The sequence below is a fragment of the Rhodococcus sp. SORGH_AS_0301 genome, assembly GCF_030818285.1.
Taxonomy (GTDB): domain Bacteria; phylum Actinomycetota; class Actinomycetes; order Mycobacteriales; family Mycobacteriaceae; genus Rhodococcoides.
In genome coordinates this window covers 277,049-294,719 of record NZ_JAUTAC010000002.1, presented here as the reverse complement: position 1 = coordinate 294,719, position 17,671 = coordinate 277,049, and the positions used below count along the sequence as shown (strand labels likewise).

Here is a 17,671-nt window from a genome sequence, read left to right as displayed (position 1 = left end):
TGGTGTGAACGGCGCCTGTCACCGTGGTGTGGACGGATCCCGTCATGAGCTCCGCATGGCGAGTCCGATACCCGTCGAGGTCAACGGCACGACGTCGATCTCGGTGCCGTCGGCGAAGCCGTCGCACGACTCGCTGTCGCCCCGGCCCGCGTCGGTGACCACCACGGCGAGATCCTCGAACTCCCCGGCGTCCACCGCCGACAGGTCCGACGGGGTGGCGAACAGGTGCGTCACCCACTGATCGAGCAGCACGTCCGTCAGCGACTCCGCCGCACCGTCCTGCACCAGCACAGCGGCGCCCGCGACACCGGCGACCAGCGCCCGCAGCGCCTGCGACACGGTCGAGACCGCCGCCGTCGCGAACAACCGGGACTCGTAGTCCACGGCGAGTCGATCGAGTTCGGCGGACACGATGCCGGAGAGCTCGTCGAACGTGAGCACGCCGACCGAGCCCGTCCCGGTCGGCAGGACCAGCGCCGGATCGGCTCCGTTCTGCGGGCGTGCCCGATCCGCGTACGTGACGGGGCGCGCGGAGAACTGCGCCACGTCGTCGGCGGCGTCGTCCACCGACAGGATCAGCGGCGCCCGACTCCCGTTGCGGGATGCGCCGGACAGCACGATCACGTCGGGTGCGACTCGGCCGATGTCCAACGCCGCGCCTGCCTTGAGGATCCCCCACCACAGGGCCAGGGTGTCCGTGTCGAGGCCGGAGTCGCCGGACCGGACCGCGACCGTCGACCCGGCACCGACTCCTGCCCCCGCGAGCCAGCGCGCCAGGCGGTTGGAACGAGCGTCGAGGTCGGCGTAGCTGACCTCGTTCTCGCCGATCACGACGGCGGGGGCGTCCGGATCGGATTCCACGGCCGACGCGAACGACGTGACCACCGACGGTCCCGAGTACGCCGCGGGAGTCGTGGGCTCCACCACGGGCGCCGCGGTGACCACCTCGGCGAGCGGCAGATCGGCGACGACGCGCGTGGGTTCGGTGACCCCGGCCCGCAGCACCGACGCCAGATGCCGGCCGAAGGTCTCCACCGTCTCCTCGTCGAACAGCTCGGTCGAGTACGTGAACATCATCGTCATGTCGCCGCCCGGCTTCCGCGAGCCGTCGTCGTCGACCGTGAGCAACAGATCGAAGTTGGCGGGCTCGAACGGATTCTCCAGTTCGGACACGGTGATCTCGGGCAGCTCCACCCGCGCCGGCGTGATGTTGCGGAACGCCAGTGCGGTCTGGAAGAGCGGCGGCACCGATCCCGTGCGCTGCGGCGCGACGGCGTCGACGACGGTCTCGAACGGCACCTCCGAGTGCGCGAACGCGTCGACGTCCACGCGACGGGCTGCGGCCACCAGTTCGGCGAAGCTCAGATCCTCGTCGACCCGCAGACGCAGGGCCACCGTGTTGACGAGCATGCCGACCAGGTTGTCGAGCGCCGGATCTCCGCGGCCCGCGAGAGCGGTGCCGATCGCGATGTCCGTCGATCCGGACAGGCGGGAGAGGACGACGGCGAGTGCCGCGTGCACCACCATGAATCGCGTCGCGTTGTGGTCGCGCGCCAGTGCCTCCACCCGGTCCGCCGCGAACCCGTCCACGGCGAAGTGGACGGACGCACCCTCGCGGGTGGGCGACGCCGGCCGCTCCCGGTCACGCGGCAGGTCCAGCTCCGGGGGCAGGCCGTCGAGAGCCTGCTTCCAGTAGGCGATCTGGGCGGACGCGACCCGACTCGGCGTCGCGGGGCGAGCCGATGACGTCGCGCTGCCACACCGCGTAGTCCGCGTACTGGACGGGGAGCGGAGCCCACGCGGGGTCGACGCCCTCGGTGCGTGCGAGGTAGGCGGTGACGAGGTCGCGGGTCAGCGCCACGCGGCTCACGCCGTCCGCGGCGATGTGGTGCACGACGATCGCGAGCACGGCCTCGGTGGAGACCTCAGGGTCACGGAAGACCGCGAGCCGCAGCGGGACCGCCGTGGTGACGTCGAAGCCGCTCGTCGCGAGAGCGACGAACTCGTCGATCCAGCGCGCGGACGGAACGTCCTCGACCGCGAGCTCGACGCCCGCCTCGTCGACCGTGAGGATCTCCTGCCGCGGTACGCCGTCCGTGTGGGGATAGACGGTGCGGAGGATCTCGTGCCGCGTCACGAGGTCGTGCACGGCCCGGCGCAGGGCGTCGAGATCGAGACGGCCCTCGAGTCGGATGCCCAACGGCAGGTTGTACATCGGCGACGACGGGTCGAGCCGGTTGCTCAGCCACATGCGCTGCTGCGCGAGTGCCAGCGGGATCACGTCGGGACGGGGACCGGCGACGAGCGCGGGTCGATCGGACGCGCCGAGCTCGGCGACGACCGCCGCGAGTCGGGCGACGGTGGTCGCGTCGAACACCGCGCGGACCGGAACGTGCACGCCCAGTTCGGTACCGATGCGGGACGCGACCTGCGTCGCGACGAGCGAGTTGCCGCCGAGCCCGAAGAAGTCGTCGTCCAGGCCGACGGGCGTGACGTCGAGGATGTCCTCGAAGACCCCCGCGATCGCCTTCTCCACCCGCGTCTCGGGTGCGCGGTACGTGCGATCGGAGTCCTCGGTGACCTCGGGCAGCGCCTTGCGGTCGAGCTTGCCGTTCACGGTCAGCGGCAGACGGTCCAGCTCGACGATGCGCGCGGGAACCATGTACGCCGGCAACAGCGAGGCGACGTGTTCGGTGACTGCCGCCGCGTCGACCGTGGAGCCCGATTCGGGCACCACGAACGCGACCAGCACGTCGCCGGCCGGACGCCGCACCACCGACGCCGCGGCCCCCGCGACACCGGGCGTGGACGCCACCACGGTCTCGATCTCGCCCAGTTCCACGCGGAAACCGCGGATCTGGACCTGCGCGTCCGCACGTGCGAGGTACTCCAGTGCACCGTCGCGGTTCCACCGCACGACGTCACCGGATCGGTACATCCGCTGACCGGCCAGGTACGGGTTGGCCACGAACCGGGTGGCGTTCAGGTCGGGGCGACCGACGTAGCCCTGTGCCAACTGATCACCCAGGACGTAGAGCTCACCGGGAACTCCGACGGGCACGGGCCGCAGGGCGTCGTCGAGCACGATGCCGCCGAGCCCCGGGACGGGAACGCCGATCACACTGCCCTGGGCCGCGGCCGCGAATGCCGCCGTCAGCTCCTGGTAGGTGACGTGCACCGTCGTCTCGGTGATGCCGTACATGTTCACGAGGCGGGGACTGTCGTCCGCGTGCCGCGCGTACCAGCGCTGCAGCTGCGACAGATCCAGCGCCTCACCGCCGAAGACGACGTGGCGCAGGGACAGCTCGGTGCCCGCCCGATCGCGCTCGGCCTCGGCGAGTTGGTAGAACGCCGACGGTGTCTGGTTGAGCACCGTCACGCCCCGGTCGGCGAGCATGTCCAGGAAGTCGCCCGGCGAGCGCGCGGTCCAGTGGTCCACCACGACGACGCTGCCGCCCGTGGTGAGCGCGCCCCACAACTCCCACACCGAGAAGTCGAAGGCGTAGGAGTGAAACATCGTCCAGACGTCGTCGGGTCCGAAGCCGAAGTACTGCTCGGTGTTCGTCAGCAACGTCACCACGTTGGTGTGCGGGATCGCGACACCCTTCGGGTTCCCGGTGGATCCGGAGGTGTAGATGATGTACGCGACGTCGTCCGGCCGTGCCATGGGCAGCAGCGCGGTGGACCCCGCCTCCGAATCCGATTCCGGCGCCACCACATCGGTGTCCACGACGACGGTCAGGCCGTCGCGGCGCACCTGGTCCTCGAGCCGCGCGGAGACCACGGCGAAGCGCGCACCGGAGTCGGCGACGACGTAGTCGACACGGTCACCGGGATACTCCGGGTCGATCGGCACGTAGGTCGCGCCGGCCCGCATGACGGAGAACAGCACGGCGACCAGATCCACCGACCGGTCGCACACCACCGCGACCCGATCGCCGGACCGCACCCCCATCGCGTACAGCCTCGCTGCAGCAGCGCGCGAACGAGAGTCCAACTCGCCGTACGTGATCGAGACCTCGCCGAACCGCACCGCACTCGCCTCGGGGTGGCTCGCCGCGTGATCGAGCACCCGCGAGACGATGGTGTCGTCGCCCACGGGACGGCCCTCGGACACGCGCTGGATAGACCTCTCGGCGACCACGCGGTCACTGGCGTCGAGCACGTCGATGTCGGCGACCGACACACTGGGATCGTCGACGATGGTGGTCAGCACCTGCACGAACCGGCGCGTGATCGCCTCGATGGTCGAGGCGTCGAACAGTGTCGACGCGTACGAGAACGTGGCCGGCATACCGGCCGGACGGCCCGCGTCGTCGGTGCGGTCGGTCATGGTCAGCTGCAGATCGAACTTGACCACCTGCAGGTCGAGATCGACCGTGGACAGGCGCAGTCCGGTGAGTTCCACCGTCGAGTGACCCATGTTCTCGAACGCCAGCATCACCTGGAAGATCGGGTGACGCGACTCCGACCGCGCCGGGGACAGCACCTCCACGAGACGCTCGAACGGCACGTCACTGTTGGCGAACGCCTGCAGGTCGCGTTCGCGGACGTGGTCCAGCAGCGCGTCGAACGGCTGGCGACTGCCCACGGTGGTGCGCAGCGCCAAGGTGTTGACGAACATGCCGACGAGGTCGTCGATCGCCGCGTCGCCGCGTCCCGCGACCGGGGTACCGATGACGATGTCGTCGGTCGAGCTGATCTTGGCGAGCGTCACGGCCAGCGCCGAGTGCACCACCATGAAGAGCGTGGTGCGGTGGCGCCCGGCCAGGTCGATCATCTTCGCGTGGAGCTCGGCATCGATCTCGAACGCGTGCGCTCCGCCGCTGAGCGACGACCGGGACGGACGGGCCCGGTCGATCGGGAGCGGCAGCAGATCCGGTGCGTCGCGCAGGGTCTCGACCCAGTAGCGCTCCTGCTGCGCGATGAGCGACGTGGGATCGTCCTCGGACCCCAGCACCTCCCGCTGCCACAACGTGTAGTCGACGTACTGCACGGGCAGTGGGGTCCACGTTGGCGCGTAGAACGCGATGCGGGCGCTGTAGGCCGCCATCAGGTCGCGCGCGAGGGGTGTCAGGGATGCACCGTCGGCGGAGATGTGATGCACCACGATGGCCAGCACGTGGTTGGTCTCGCTGATCTGGAACAGGCGACCGACCAGCGGGACGTGCTCCGTGACCTGGAAGGTGGTCATCGCGAAGGAGATCAGCACGCCGTGCAGATCCTCCGCGTCGACCGGCACGGGTGTCAGGTCCGGCACCACGGCCTCGGGATCGTGGACGACCTGGACCGGTCCGTTCTCGGTGTCCGGGTAGGACGTCCGCAGCGCCTCGTGGCGGTCGACGACGTCCATGATCGCGACCTGCAGCGCGGCGATGTCCAGATCACCCTCGAGGCGCAGGGCCAACGGGATGTTGTAGGCGACCGACGACGGGTCGAACTGATTGAGGAACCACATGCGGCGCTGCGCGAGCGACAGCGGCACCGGCCCGGTCCGCTCGCGGGGCACCAGCGGCGTGCGGGTCTCGCCGTGGCCACCCTGCTGCAGCCGGGACGCGAGCGACTCGACGGTGGGTGCCTCGAACAACGTGCGCACCGAGACCTGTGTCCCCAGTGCGGCACCCAGACGGGAGACGGCGCGCGTCGCGATGAGCGAGTTGCCGCCGAGAGCGAAGAAGTCGTCGTCGAGTCCGACCCGGTCGACACCCATCAGTTGCGTGAAGACGGATGCCACGATCTCCTCGACCACGGTGGTCGGGGCGCGGAACTCGCGCGTCGCGAGCACCGGCTCGGGCAGCCGCCGGTGGTCGATCTTGCCGTTGACGGTGACGGGCAGGCGGTCCAGGACCACGACGGCGGCAGGGATCATGTGCGACGGAAGATGCTGCGCCGCATGGCGTAGCAGTTCGGTGTGCTCGAGCGTCGTGTCCGGACGCAGCACGACGTACGCCGCGAGCACCGTGGCCCCGGACGACTGCCGGTGCGCCACGGTGACGGCGGTACGGACGCTGGGATGCTCGGCGAGCACCGCGTCGATCTCGCCCAGTTCGATGCGGAAGCCGCGGATCTTCACCTGCGAGTCGGCGCGACCGACGTAGACGATGTCGCCGTCCTCGGTCCACCGGACCAGGTCACCGGTGCGGTACATGCGCCCGCCCGGCTCGGCCCACGGTCCGGCCACGAAGCGCGTGGCGGTGAGCGCGAAGCGATTGGCGTACCCGCGGGCGAGGTCCACACCGGCGAGATACAGCTCACCCACGACACCCACGGGAACGGGCCGGAGCCTGTTGTCCAACACCACCTGTCGCGTTCCTCGGATGGGCGACCCGATGGTCACGGGAGCACCGGGCACCAGTGGATCGGAGATCGATCCGATCATCGTGGTCTCGGTGGGGCCGTAGGCGTTCCGCAGCGCGGTGCGCGGAGCCCAGCGTGCCGCCACCTCGGACGGCAGTGCCTCACCGGCGCTGATGATCGACTCGATCTGCTCGAGACCGTCCGGGTCCAACGATCCCAACGCGGCCGGCGTGATGACGACGTGCGTGACGTTCTTCTCGCGGATGTAGTCCGCGAGTTCCTCTCCGCCGAACACCCCCGACGGAGCGAGAGCCAGCGTCGTCGCCGACGAGAGCGCCATCAGCTGCTCGAAGATGGACGCGTCGAAACTCGGCGACGCGACACCGAGGACGACCGACTTCGTCGACACCCCGTACGAGACGGTCATCTCGCCGATGATGTTCGACAGTCCGTCGTGGCCGACGGTGACGCCCTTCGGCAAGCCGGTGGATCCCGAGGTGTAGATCATCCACGCAGCGGTGAACGGTCGGACCGGAGCCGATCGCTCGGCGTCGGTGATGCGGGCGGGCGAGCAGACCTCGAGGTCGCCGCACAGCTCGTCGTCGTCGACGACGAGCCAGTCGATCGTGTCCGGCAGGTCCGCGACGTGTCGTCGGGTGGTCACGCCGATCCGGGCGCCCGAGTCCCCGAGCATGTGCACGATGCGCTCGAGCGGATACGCCGGGTCGATGGGCAGGAAGGCGCCGCCCGACGCCACGATCGACCACGTCGCGTGGATCATCTCGACCGATCGACCGAGTGCGACCGCGACGACGCTCTCCGGTCCGACGCCCCGCGAGATCAGCAGCCGGGCCAGGCGGTTGGAGCGCGCGTCGAGTTCGGCGTACGTGACCGATTCCGACCCGCACGTGACGGCCACCGTGTCCGGAGCGGCGTCGACGGCGCGGGCGATGATGTCGCCGAAAGTGACCTGCGGGAAGCTCTCGCCGCCCAGCGCGGGGACGAAACGCCGCCGCTCGTCGTCGGTCAGCACCTCGAGCGACCCGAGCGGTGCGTCGGGCTCGGCATCGATCAGCGCATCGAGGAAGCGCACGAAGCGGGCACGATGCGCGTTCAGCTGGTCCTGCGTGTACCGCAGCGGGTTCGCCTCGAAGTCGATCCGCAGTTCGCGGCTGTCCGCACCGGGATAGATGTTCAGCGCCAGGTCCTCGACCGGACCCGTGGTCAGGACGTTGTACGAGCCGTTGAGGTCGCCGAGCCGCAGCTCGTCGTGGAACAGCATGATGTTGATCGACGGGCCGAACAGTCCGCGTTGGGTCGCCGACTCGCCGCTGTCGCGACGAATGTCCTCGTGGCGGTAGCGCTGCCGGCGCAGGGCGCCGGTGAGTTCGAGCTGGGCGCGGGACGCGGACTCGGCGACCGTGCAGCTCGGCGGGAGTGCGAGACGCAGCGGGACGACGTTGGAGACCATGCCGCCCGAGCGACGCATGGCCGCCGTCGTGCGCGCCGAGACCGGCAGGCTCAGGACCGTGTCCTCGGCCCCCGTCATGCGGGAGACGAACGCGGCGAAGGCGGCGACCACGAACGGTGCCGACGCGGTGCCGAGTTCGGTGACCCGCCGGTCGAGGCGCTCGGCGAGGTCGGTGGAGACGAAGCCACCGGCGATGAGCGCGGGCGACGTCGGCGGAGCGGTGACGGCCGAGAGGGACGGCGGATCCGGGAGGCTGCGCACTCTCTCCGCCCAGTACGCGGCGTCCTTCTCGAAGCGGTCCGACGAGCGGTACTTGGCGTCGTCGACATAGAGATCGTTCAGATCGACGGCCTTGGAGGGTTCGGGCTCCCTGCCCTCCACCGCTGCCGTGTACAGCGCAGCGGTGCGCTGGATCATCGTCATCGCGCCGAAACCGTCGAGCGCGACGTGATGGATTCGGGAGTACCAGAACCACCGCTCGTCGCTCAACTGCAGCACGTGGGACACCACGAGGCGGTCGACGAGCATGTCCACCGGCGTGCTGTACTCGCGCGTCATCCAGTCCATCGCCGCGGCTTCCGGGTCGGACTCGGAGCGCAGGTCGAAGTAGGAGATGTGATCACGCATGCTGAGGTCCACGTACTGGAACGGCTCGCCGTCCACCTCGGCCAGACGCAGATAGCCCGATCCGAACTCGCGGCCCGCCCGGTCCAGCGCGTACTCGAGACGGTCGAGGTCGAGGCTTCCGTTCAGCTCGACGTAGTGCGCGATCGCGATCGGCACGTCCCCGGCCAACTGCTGCGCGAACCAGATGCCGCGCTGTGCTCCCGACAGCGGGAACGCGCCCTCGGGCAGCACTCCCGCCGAGCTCACCTGCGTCTCGCTCGTCACCGTCTCGTCGGGGCGGTCGTCGTCAGCCGGTCCGCCGTCGAACCGTGCACCGTCATCCACTCGTCTACTCCCCGTGATCTCTCGCGACACCGTGCTCGCGCACCGCGCCCCGGCCGACCGAGCCCACCGTCGTGAACGGTGGCAGGACAGCGATTCCCCCGATTCGCGATCCGTACCCGGCGCTGTGCCCGTCGATTCGCCCGTGGGCGTCGTGCTCCACTTCCACCTCATTCCTTACCGGAATGCGGGCGCCACTCGTTACGTCGCTGATCAGTGACGATGAATCGACGTGGTCGATGACAGTCCTTTCGTTGGCAAGCAGCCCTCCATGCTAGTCGACCACGTCGGGTACGACCCAACGCGCTCGCCGCGCAACGCGAGAAAAGGGTGTGTGAGCAGGGACGACGCCCTCGGAACACGGTCCCCACCCCCGTCACGAGGAATGGTACGAAAACGGTCGACGATCCCGTTTCCGGAGGGATTGTCGGACTTTCCACCGAACAGGCGCCGCCCGTGGCCCACCGACGCGCCGAATGCGGCCCGCGACGCTCCCGGCGGCGTCGACCGGGCGTGGAACATGCACCCACACCGCGAGACTGTTGTCACACATCGACACTACCGCCGGGTAGCGACACGGGTCGGGTTGCTCGCCACCACGTGTGTCTCCGACACGGTGGCGAAGGCTCAGGACACGTGGGTCGCGCGCCCACCGCTGATCGTGGCGATCACCGGAACGGACCGCAGGTCGGCGTTCGACAGGACGTACGGGGACTCGGCGAGCACGACGAGATCGGCGGCGGATCCGACGGCGACACCTGCGCGCCCACCCGATGCCGCCCGCAGTGCGACGTCCATCGGCACCGCCTCGCCCGGATGCCAGGACGGTCGCTCGTCGTCGGTGCGGAACACGGCGTCGGCGACGGCCGACCGCGGATCGGGCGGGGAGACGGGAGCGTCGGACCCGAACTGCAGCAGCGCGCCGTGGCGGTGCAGCGAGTGGTAGCCGTACGCGATAGATCGTCGGCCGGACCACAGCACGTCGGCGACGTCGCGGTCGGTCACCGCGTGCTGAGGCTGGACAGAGGCGACGACGCCCAGCGCCGCGAACCGGTCCAGGTCTTCCGGGCGGACCTGCTGCGCGTGCTCGACGCGTCCACCGACGACGGGGAGAGCACCCGAGTCCATGAGCGCGCGCACGGTCTCGAAGGCGTCGAGCACGACGGTGTTGGCGCGGTCACCGATGGCGTGCACCGCGGCGGCGATCCCACCGCCCGCCGCGCGCGAGATCAATCGCACCAGCTCCGGATGGTCGACGAGCAGCAGCCCGTGTGCCTCGGCGTCGTGCGTCGCCGGCGCCGCGTGCCCCGCGTCGGGATAGGGGTCGTGGCAGCAGGCCGTCCGCGTGTTGAGCGACCCGTCGGCCATGATCTTCAGCGGCCCCATGCGGAGCATGCGGCCCGTGTCCGCGGCGACGTCGCCGGTCCGGTGTCCGGCCGCCAGAGTCTCGTCGAGCCACGTCGGCCACGTCGACGCGCTCACCCGCACCGCCGGACGACCGGAGGCGAAGCGCCGCGTCCACGCGGTGAGGTTGTCGTCGAACTCGAAGTCGAGGACCTCGGTCACGCCCCGCGCGGCGAGATCCTCGGTCGCCTCGCACACGTACTCGTCGAGCACGCCCGTACCGACACGCGCGTCGACGGCACTCGCGATCGCGATGGCGTCGTGATCGCGGAAGACACCGGTGGGGTGATCGACCGCGAGCTCGCGCAGCAACGCCGGGGAGAGCCAGACGGTGTGCAGATCCATGCTCGTCACCGCGACGGACACACCCGGCAGCGCGGCCTCGAGCATGTCCTTGTGCGGTGCGTCCGGCCAGAGGGCACCCCGGAAGCCCTGTGCACGAACGTCGCCGGTGAGGCCCGACGCCACCAGCAGGTCGACGAGGTGCCGTGCACTGGTGGCCGCGCCGACGTCCAGTCGGCGGCGCGCGAGTGCCCACTGCGCCATGTGCAGGTGCCCGTCGACGAACCCGGGCAGCACCACTCCCCCGCGCCCGTCGACGACGGTCTCGGCGGAGGCGGGAGTCAGGCGCTCCCCGGGTGCCGAGATCTCGCTCACCAGGTCGTCGACGATGCGGACGTCCGAGAGGTCGTCCCGCGCGGGATCGACGCGCACACGTTGCAGCAGCACGATGTCAGACCCTAACGGTGCGCGGGTCAGGTCAGTTCGCGAGAGGAGTCCTTGAGATCGACGCCGGACCGCCCGAGCGTGCGCGCACCCGCGACCAACGATGCCGTCACCCGCGCCGCGTGGTCGTAGTGCATGCCGCCGGGCGGGTGGATGTTCGAGATGCAGTTGCGCTCGGAATCGTTGCGGCCCGGCTTCGGACCGTGCGTCAGATAGATGCCGAGGCTGTCCGCCACCGAGAGACCGGGACGCTCGCCGATGACGACGATCAGCGTGGACACCCCGAGCGCAGCGCCCACGTGGTCACCCAGCGCCACCCTGGCCTGGGTCGCGATCACCGGGGACGCGATCGTGAACGTACCCAGCGACTCCTTCAGCGCAGCGAGCAGACCCGCACCGTGATCCATCAGTGCCCGCGGGGACAGACCGTCGCACAACACGATTCCGATGTCCGCGTCGACCGTGTCGACGCCGGACAGGTCCTCGGGCTGCCGTCCCAGATCGGGACGACGCAGATACTCGCTGCGGGTGGACGCCTTGCTGGACACGACCACCGGATCACCGAGTCCGACGGCGGCGATCTCCCGAGCGAAGCTGTCGGTGTCGAGCGGCATGTGGACCGCGTCCCGCGCCGCGGCGTGGGCGGCCCGGAACTCGAGCACCCGCGTCGTCGGCAGGGCGTCCCCCGCCCGGCCGAGCCCGATGCGCGCCTGCGTCGTGACACGCAGGTCGGTCCAGAAGTCCGATGTGCTCATGCCGGCGTCGTCAGTGCTCGCAGCGGCGACGACGCGGCGTCGACGGGCAGGACCCGCCCCGCGTCGTCGGTCATCCCCAGCCGGTGCATCCACGCCTCGAACTCGGGAGCGGGCTTGAGGCCCAACACCTGCCGGACGTAGAGGGCATCGTGGAAGGACAGGCTCTGGTAGCCGAGCATGATGTCGTCGGCACCCGGCACGGCGATGACGAAGGCAGCGCCCGCGGCACCGAGCAGCGTCAACAACGTGTCCATGTCGTCCTGGTCCGCTTCGGCATGGTTGGTGTAGCAGACGTCGACACCCATCGGCAGGCCCAGGATCTTGCCGCAGAAGTGATCCTCGAGGCCGGCGCGGATGATCTGTTTGCCGTCGTATAGGTACTCGGGTCCGATGAAGCCCACCACCGTGTTGACCAACAGCGGATCGAGAGCGCGGGCCAGCCCGTACGCGCGGGTCTCGAGCGTCTGCTGATCGACCGGCTTGCCCCCGGTACCGAAGTGGGAGTTCGCGGACAGCGCCGAACCCTGGCCCGTCTCCAGGTACATGACGTTGTTCCCGACAGTGCCGCGGTGCAACGACTTTCCCGCTTCGTTGGCCTCCAGAAGCATCGGCACCGTCACCCCGAAACTGGAGTTGGCACCCTCGGTTCCGGCGATGGACTGGAACACGAGATCCACCGGGACACCCTTGCCGATCAGGTCCACGGTGGTCGTGACGTGGGAAAGTACGCACGACTGCACCGGAATCTCGAAACGCTGGCGGATCTCGTCCAGCAGATACAGCAGATCCGCTGTCGCAGCCGGTGAGTCGGTCGCCGGGTTGATACCGATGACGGCGTCGCCCGAGCCCATCAGGAGACCGTCCAGCGTCGCCGCGGCGATGCCGTGCGGGTCGTCCGTCGGATGGTTGGGCTGCAGGCGGGTGGCCATCGTTCCGGGCAGACCGATGGTGGTGCGGAACGCCGAGATCACCGCCGCCGCCCGCGCCACCGCGATCAGATCCTGGTTGCGCATGATCTTGCTCGTCGCGGCCACCATCTCCGGGGTGAGGCCGGGCGCGACGTCCCGCAGTGTCCGGGCGCTGTCGGGTTCCGCTGCGACCGTGAGCAACCAGTCCCGCAGACCGCCCACCGTCAGATGCGAGACAGCGTCGAATGCCTGCGCGTCATGGCTGTCGATGATGAGGCGGGTGACCTCGTCGCTCTCGTACGGCACCACCTGCTCGTCGAGGAACGTCTGCAGCGGGAGATCCGCCAGAACCCAGGCGGCGGCGGCACGTTCGGCGTCCGACTCCGCCGCGCAGCCTGCGAGTTGATCGCCCGATCGCGCCGGGGTGGCCTTCGCCATGACCTCGACGAGACCGTCGAAGGTGTACGTGGTTCCCGAGATCTGCTGGTGGTAGGTGCTCACCCGAGTTCGTCCTCGGCAGCGGCGAGCGCCGCGAACTCCTCGTCCGGGGAATTGGCCACCAGGTGATGGCGGCTGTAGACGCCGAAGTAGACCATGAAGAGCGCGAACACGACCAGGCACCACAGCGCCGCCTGACTGTCCACGAGGAACGTCGCGATCACGGCGAAGGCGGCGATGACGAGCGCGAATCCGGTCGTGACCGTGCCGCCCGGGGTGCGGTACGGACGCGGCATGTCGGGCTCGCGGCGACGGAGCACGATGTGGCTCACCATCATCAGAACGTAGCTCAGCGCTGCCCCGAAGACGGCCATGTTCAACAACATCGAGCCCTTGCCGGTGAACGTCAGGGCGAAGCCGATGACGCCGGGCACGATCAGTGCCAGCGTCGGCGCCTTGCGGCTGTTGACGACGGACATCGACTTCGGCAGGTAGCCGGCGCGGCTCAGCGCGAACAGCTGCCGGGAGTAGGCGTACATGATGGAGAAGAAGCTGGCGATCAGACCGGCGAGGCCGATGTAGTTGACCACCGTCGCGGCGCCGCTGTCTCCCAGCGCCTCCACCAACGGGTTGCCCGACGCCTGCATCGCGTCGGCTCCGCCGGCGCCCGTCACGAGGATCAGCATGGCGGCGGCGGTCACCAGCAGCACCGCCATGGCGGCGATGATGCCGCGTGGCACGTTGCGCGCCGGATCCTTCGCTTCCTCGGCCGCGAGCGGCACGCCCTCGATCGCGAGGAAGAACCAGATCGCGAACGGCACCGCGGCCCAGATCCCCAGGTACCCCATCGGCAGGAAACTCGAGGCGCCCGCGGCATCCGTCGGGGCGATGTCGGTCAGGTTGGAGGCGTCGAACTGGAAGACCGCGGCGACCGCGAAGATCACGAGGCCGACGAGGGCGATGCCGGTGATGACGAACATGACCTTCAGCGCTTCACCCACACCGGCGAGGTGCACGCCGATGAAGATGGCGTAGACGGCGAGGTACACCCACCACCCGTCGGTGATCCCGAACAGGCCGAGCGACTCGACGTAGGCGCCGATGAAGGTCGCGATGGCCGCGGGGGCGATGGCATACTCGATGAGAATGGCTGTGCCGGTGGCGAATCCGCCCCACGGTCCGAGCGCGCGCCGGGCGAACGTGTACCCGCCGCCCGCTGCCGGGAGCGCAGACGACATCTCCGCCATGCCCAGCACCATCGCCAGGTACATGCCGGCGATCAGGATGCCCGCGATCAGCAGACCACCGAACCCACCCTGCTCGAGCCCGAAGTTCCACCCCGAATAGTCACCCGAGATGACGTAGCTGACGCCCAACCCTGCCAGCAGCACCCACCCCGCGCTACCGGTCTTGAGCGTGCGCTTGGCCAGGTAGTCGGACGATTCTGCCTGAGAATCGGACGCTACGGGGCGCGGTTCCTTCACGGCCATGGGTGAGCCTCTTTCGGAGTGTGGGCGGGTGGTGAGGTGAGGCTAGGACTGCCGTGTTGCGGGGACGTTGCTGCTGTTTTGCCGATCCGGTGCAGAAATGCTCGGTGAGCGACGATTTCCGCACCGGATTCCGTCGAACGGGAACCTCGCGGAGCGAAGAACCGTCCATCTCGCATGCTGAACGAGGTGATCGGAAGCCAGGACGGGGTGATCACGGGAGCGCAAGCCCTCGCGTGCGGTCTGTCGCGTCAGAGCATCGACCGCCGTGTTCGAGGCGGCGTGTGGCTGCGGGTGGCGCCCAACGTGTACTTCGTGAACGACCGCGAGTTCACCGACCGGGCACGTATCCGCAGTGCGGTGTGGGGCTCGGGCGCAGGTGCCACCGCGTCCGGTATGACTGCTGCGTTCTGGCTCGACCTCGTCACCACACCACCCCGCATCGTCGACGTCACCACCCCTCGCCGGGGGCGAAGCCACGCTTTGAGCGGTACCCGGGTACGGCGTCGCGACCTCACCTACTCGGACGTCGTCGTGCGCAGAGGCGTTCGAGTCACGGCTCTGGCACTGACCGTTCTCGAGGCATCCGTCGACCCGACTGGAGGCATCGCCGTGATGGACCGGGCACTCGGCAGACACACGACCGTGTCGGCTCTGCGCGCCGCACACTCTCGCAACGCCGGCCGCCGTGGAGCCGCCGCAGCCGAACGAATGCTGCGCGCCGCCGAGGGTGGTGCGCGGTCGGAGGCCGAGCGGTTGTTCATCAGGTTGTTGCGCGCCGCCGGTATCACCGGCTGGATCGCGAACTACCGCTTCGGCGCGTACGTCATCGACTTCGCCTTCCCGGCAGTAGGGCTGGCGATCGAGATCGACGGATGGGCGTTCCATTCGGATGTGACCGCCTTCCGACGCGACCGGCGCCGTCAGAACGACCTGAGCCGGGACTGGACCGTGCTTCGCTACACGTGGGCGGACCTCGTCGAGCGTCCCGCGGCGGTGCTGGAGGAGGTCCGGTGCAGAATCCCTCGCTGAGCGAAGAATTCTGCACCGGATTCACGTCAACCCTGTATCGCCATCCCTGGCACCGGACAGGCGTCGACGGCCTCGGCGACCACGATCGACTCGGTGGGGACGGGCGGGCGAGCGCCCTCCTCCCACTGCGCGCCGGTGATGGGGTCCTGCGACTCGAGTTCCGCGTTCTCCTCGGGGGTGTAGGCCCGGCCACGACTGAGGAACCGCAGCCCCTCCGGCGTCTCGAGGGAGAAGCCGCTGCCCCGGCCCGGCACCACGTCGAGCACCATCTGGGTGTGCTTCCACGCCTGGAACTGCGACCCCGAGATCCACACCGGAACGGCGTCGCCGTCGCTCGGCAGGTCGTCCGCGACGGTGCCGACCTCCGCGCGCAGGTCGAGGAGGCCGAGCAGAACGTCGCGGTCCCCGACGATGAATTCGCCTGCGGGGTAACACATCGGCGACGACCCGTCGCAGCATCCGCCGCTCTGATGCATCATCAGCGCGCCGTGGAGCCCGCCGAGGCGACGGAGAAGCTCCATCGCCCCGGCGGTTGCTTTGAGCCTCGGAGGCGGTGCCGACCCGTGGTTCGGCTGCATCAGAAGAAGCCCTGAGCCTTCGGGGCGTAGCTCACCAGCAGGTTCTTGGTCTGCTGGTAGTGGTCGAGCATCATCTTGTGGTTCTCGCGGCCGATTCCCGACTGCTTGTAGCCACCGAAGGCCGCGTGGGCCGGGTACTGGTGGTACGTGTTGGTCCACACACGACCGGCCTGGATGTCGCGGCCGGCGCGGTAGGCGACGCCGCCGTCACGCGACCAGACACCGGCGCCGAGGCCGTAGAGCGTGTCGTTGGCGATCTCGATGGCGTTGGCGTAGTCGGTGAACGACGTGACCGAGACGACGGGTCCGAAGATCTCCTCCTGGAAGATGCGCATGTTGTTCTTACCGGTGAAGATGGTGGGCTGCACGTAGTAGCCGCCGTTGAGGTCGCCGCCGAGCTGCGCGCGCTCGCCGCCGGTGACGATCTTGGCGCCCTCGCCCTTGCCGATCTCGATGTAGGACAGGATCTTCTCGAGCTGGTCATTCGAGGCCTGGGCGCCGATCATCGTCTCGGTGTCCAGCGGATCACCCTGGCGGACGGCCTTGGTGCGGATCGCGGCGAGTGCGAGGAAGTCGTCGTAGATGTCCTGCTGGATCAGCGAACGCGACGGGCAGGTGCAGACCTCGCCCTGGTTGAGGGCGAACATCGTGAAGCCCTCGAGGGCCTTGTCCTGGTAGTCGTCGTTCTGCGACAGCACGTCGGAGAAGAAGATGTTGGGGCTCTTGCCGCCGAGCTCGAGCGTCACCGGGATGAGGTTCTGCGAGGCGTACTGCATGATCAGGCGCCCGGTCGTGGTCTCACCGGTGAAGGCGATCTTCTTGATGCGCGGGCTCGACGCGAGGGGCTTGCCTGCCTCGGTGCCGAAGCCGTTGACGATGTTGAGCACGCCCGGAGGCAGCAGGTCACCGATGACGCTGATCAGGTACATGATCGACGCGGGTGTCTGCTCGGCCGGCTTGAGGACGACGGCGTTGCCGGCGGCGAGTGCGGGGGCGAGCTTCCACACGGCCATCAGGATCGGGAAGTTCCACGGGATGATCTGGCCGACGACGCCGAGCGGCTCGTGGAAGTGGTACGCGACGGTGTCACTGTCGATCTCGGACAGCGAACCCTCCTGCGCACGAATGCATCCGGCGAAGTAGCGGAAGTGATCGATCGCGAGCGGGATGTCGGCGTTGAGCGTCTCGCGGATCGGCTTGCCGTTGTCCCACGACTCGGCGAGCGCGATGGAGTCGAGGTTCTCGGCGATGCGGTCGGCGATCTTGTTCAGAATGACGGCGCGCTCGGCGGGTGAGGTCTTGCCCCACGCCGGCGCGGCCTTGTGTGCGGCGTCCAGAGCGAGGTCGATGTCCTCGGCGGTGGAGCGCGCGATCTCGCAGAAGTTCTGTCCCGTGACGGGCGTCGGGTTCTCGAAGTACTGACCCTTGACCGGAGCCACCCACTCGTTGCCGATCCAGTTGTCGTAGCGGGCCTCGAAAGACATGGCGGCGTCGGGCGTACCCGGGCGAGCGAAGACAGTCATCGAACATGCTCCTTCATCGGTGATCCACCCCCACGGTCATCGGGGGCTGTGATGCAGGACACTAGAACGACGACGGTTGCATGACCGTTGCAGAGCCGACTCGG

General features: G+C 69.0%; 9 protein-coding genes. 1 reads left to right on the top strand and 8 read right to left on the bottom strand.

Annotation, left to right across the window (positions count from 1 at the left end):
- Nucleotides 1-42 precede the first annotated feature (42 nt).
- From QE397_RS02150 to eat, 6 genes are all read right to left on the bottom strand, one after another.
- Complete coding sequence (locus QE397_RS02150; protein ID WP_307097319.1) at nt 43-1,653, bottom strand: condensation domain-containing protein; 1,611 nt, start codon at nt 1,651-1,653, stop codon at nt 43-45.
- On the bottom strand, nt 1,643-8,719 hold the full coding sequence (locus QE397_RS02145) for a non-ribosomal peptide synthetase (RefSeq protein ID WP_307091377.1): 7,077 nt from the start codon (nt 8,717-8,719) through the stop codon (nt 1,643-1,645). The genes QE397_RS02150 and QE397_RS02145 overlap by 11 nt, the downstream gene beginning before the upstream one ends.
- A gap of 624 nt (nt 8,720-9,343) precedes the next feature.
- A complete protein-coding gene (locus tag QE397_RS02140) occupies nt 9,344-10,849 on the bottom strand; it encodes an amidohydrolase (protein WP_307091375.1) in 1,506 nt (501 codons plus the stop codon).
- Nucleotides 10,850-10,875: 26 nt separating this feature from the next.
- Nucleotides 10,876-11,601, bottom strand: a complete 726-nt coding sequence (eutC, locus tag QE397_RS02135; protein WP_307091372.1) for an ethanolamine ammonia-lyase subunit EutC — start codon at nt 11,599-11,601, stop codon at nt 10,876-10,878.
- Nucleotides 11,598-13,010 (bottom strand): ethanolamine ammonia-lyase subunit EutB, encoded by a 1,413-nt coding sequence (locus tag QE397_RS02130; protein WP_307091370.1) that lies wholly within the window; start codon nt 13,008-13,010, stop codon nt 11,598-11,600. The genes eutC and QE397_RS02130 overlap by 4 nt, the downstream gene beginning before the upstream one ends.
- Nucleotides 13,007-14,437, bottom strand: coding sequence for an ethanolamine permease (gene eat, locus QE397_RS02125; RefSeq protein ID WP_307091368.1), 1,431 nt, complete (start codon nt 14,435-14,437; stop codon nt 13,007-13,009). The genes QE397_RS02130 and eat overlap by 4 nt, the downstream gene beginning before the upstream one ends.
- Before the next feature lie 174 nt (nt 14,438-14,611).
- On the opposite strand from eat, the gene QE397_RS02120 reads away from it, so the two are divergent.
- Nucleotides 14,612-15,466 carry a type IV toxin-antitoxin system AbiEi family antitoxin domain-containing protein gene (locus tag QE397_RS02120; RefSeq protein ID WP_307091366.1) on the top strand — a complete coding sequence of 285 codons (855 nt, stop codon included), beginning with the start codon at nt 14,612-14,614 and terminating at the stop codon, nt 15,464-15,466.
- Nucleotides 15,467-15,492: 26 nt separating this feature from the next.
- Here the strand turns inward: QE397_RS02120 and QE397_RS02115 are convergent, their stop codons facing one another.
- The gene (locus QE397_RS02115) at nt 15,493-15,987 is read right to left on the bottom strand and encodes a DUF779 domain-containing protein (protein WP_037184728.1); all 495 of its coding nucleotides are present in this window, start codon (nt 15,985-15,987) and stop codon (nt 15,493-15,495) included.
- A 56-nt stretch (nt 15,988-16,043) separates the two neighbouring features.
- Entirely contained in the window at nt 16,044-17,567 is a 1,524-nt protein-coding gene (gene adh, locus QE397_RS02110; RefSeq protein WP_027504630.1) for an aldehyde dehydrogenase, read from the bottom strand.
- Nucleotides 17,568-17,671 lie beyond the last annotated feature (104 nt).

Excerpts from the sequence above, each read along its gene's own strand:
- eat (WP_307091368.1), bottom strand. The coding sequence starts at position 14,437 with ATGGCCGTGAAGGAACCGCGCCCCGTAGCGTCCGATTCTCAGGCAGAA.
- QE397_RS02115 (WP_037184728.1), bottom strand. The coding sequence starts at position 15,987 with ATGGAGCTTCTCCGTCGCCTCGGCGGGCTCCACGGCGCGCTGATGATG.
- eutC (WP_307091372.1), bottom strand. The coding sequence starts at position 11,601 with ATGAGCACATCGGACTTCTGGACCGACCTGCGTGTCACGACGCAGGCG.
- adh (WP_027504630.1), bottom strand. The coding sequence starts at position 17,567 with ATGACTGTCTTCGCTCGCCCGGGTACGCCCGACGCCGCCATGTCTTTC.
- QE397_RS02120 (WP_307091366.1), top strand. The coding sequence starts at position 14,612 with ATGCTGAACGAGGTGATCGGAAGCCAGGACGGGGTGATCACGGGAGCG.